This is a genomic window from Microcystis sp. M49636_WE2, assembly GCF_030065375.1.
Classification (GTDB): domain Bacteria; phylum Cyanobacteriota; class Cyanobacteriia; order Cyanobacteriales; family Microcystaceae; genus Microcystis; species Microcystis aeruginosa_C.
This window is the reverse complement of record NZ_JASJFG010000741.1, coordinates 1-1,913: the sequence shown is the minus strand read 5'-3', so window position 1 is coordinate 1,913 and position 1,913 is coordinate 1. Positions and strand designations below refer to the sequence as shown.

The 1,913-nt window shown below is 43.0% G+C and carries 2 protein-coding genes; one reads left to right on the top strand and one right to left on the bottom strand.

The window, feature by feature from the left end; genetic code table 11:
- The coding region (locus PX484_RS16945) for a Uma2 family endonuclease (RefSeq protein WP_288104872.1) at positions 1–409 on the top strand (409 nt) is incomplete at its 5' end.
- 179 nt (positions 410–588) lie between these two features.
- Here PX484_RS16945 and PX484_RS16940 read toward each other — a convergent pair.
- Positions 589–1,797, bottom strand: a complete 1,209-nt coding sequence (locus PX484_RS16940; RefSeq protein WP_287766251.1) for a phosphoglycerate kinase — start codon at positions 1,795–1,797, stop codon at positions 589–591.
- Positions 1,798–1,913 lie beyond the last annotated feature (116 nt).

Genomic DNA, 1,913 nt, shown 5'->3' with positions numbered 1-1,913 from the left:
TCAAGCCTATGATATATTTATCAACGATCTACGCTTGGCCATACCCGCCTATAATATGTACACCTATCCCGATATTATGATCGTTAAGGGAGAACCAATTCTTGAAAGAGGACGCACCGATACGATTACCAATCCACAGGTGATTATCGAGGTTTTATCAAAATCTACTCAAGACTATAATCGGGGTGATAAGTTTAAATTTTACCGTTCTCTTGATAGTTTTGAAGAATATATTTTAATTGATCAATATGGTTATTATATAGAACAGTTTCATAAAAGAGGCGATCATTGGGCATTCCGGGATTATCACGATCAAGAAGCGATTTTAACTCTGTTTTCTCTAGATTTTCAAATATCCCTGACAGATTTATATCAGCGGGTGGATTTTACCGCGATTGAAGTATCCTAATGATACTAAATCCGTTGAGTATAGGCTACATATCAGGATAGGCAATAGGCAATAGGCAATAGGGGCTATAGATAATCAGTCTTTAATAAACAGATTTAGTATTATAATTCATAATTCATAATTCATAAAAAAAGGCGGGCCAGGACCCACCTTGTTTAAACCTTAGATATTAGAGATAATTAGGCCTCATCGAGAGCGGCAATACCGGGTAAAACCTTCCCTTCGAGTAATTCCAAACTAGCGCCACCACCGGTGGAAATATGGCTCATTTTTTCCGCCACTCCCACTTTTTCCACCGCCGCTACCGAGTCACCACCACCGATAATAGTAGTTGTACCAGTAGCGGTTAAATCGGCTAAAGTGTGAGCGATCGCATCTGTACCCGCCGCAAATTTATCGAACTCGAACACCCCCATGGGGCCATTCCAGAGGACAGATTTACAGTTAGATAAAGCTTTTTGGAAAACTTTAACTGATTCAGGTCCAATATCCAATCCCATCCAACCATCGGGAATATTTTCGACCTTGACGATTTGGGACTCGGCATCTTTATCGAATTTATCCGCTAACACCACATCGGTAGGAAGGAGGAATTCCACTCCTTTTTCTTTAGCTTTCGCTTCCAGGGATTTGGCTAATTCCAGTTTGTCCTCTTCCACCAAAGACTTACCAACACTTAAACCGCGGGCCTTGTAGAAAGTAAAGATCATACCGCCACCGATGAGCAGTTTATCGCACTTTTCTAATAGAGTTTCGATCACGCCAATTTTACTAGAAACCTTAGAACCGCCGATAATCGCCGCTAGGGGACGTTGGGGAGTTTCAATAGCTGCTTGTAGGTAGTTTAACTCTTTTTCAATCAAATAACCCGCCACCGAGGGGCTGAGATAGTGGGTAACGCCTTCCGTGGAAGCGTGGGCGCGGTGGGCGGTACCAAAAGCATCATTAACGTATAAATCGGCATTAGCGGCTAATTTTTTGGCAAAATCGGGATCATTTGCCTCCTCTTCACCGTGGAAACGCAGATTTTCTAAAAGGGCCACTTGACCGTTAGACATTTGGCTAATCGCTGCCGTGACTCCCTCACCAATAGAATCGGGACACATGACTACTTCTTGGCCCAGTAATTCCGAGAGACGTTTAGCCACAGGAGTCAGACGCAAATTTTCTTTAACTTGACCGTCGGGACGACCCATGTGGCTGCATAAAATAACCTTAGCCCCTTTTTTAATTAAATCCTCAATAGTTGGTAGTGCCGCCCGAATGCGGGTATCATCGCTGATTGCCCCGGTGGCTTTGTCCATGGGAACGTTAAAATCGACCCGGACTAAAACCCGTTTGCCCGCTAAATCGGCTTCTGTCAAATTCGCTACTGTTTTTTTTGGCACAGCCCATAACCTCCTAGATTGCTTACCGTACAATAAAGATTAAATCAGGGTATCGCTACTTGCGGCAATTACTTTGACAAAGATTATTTCAGATTTGGGGATCAGTTTTGCAGTTC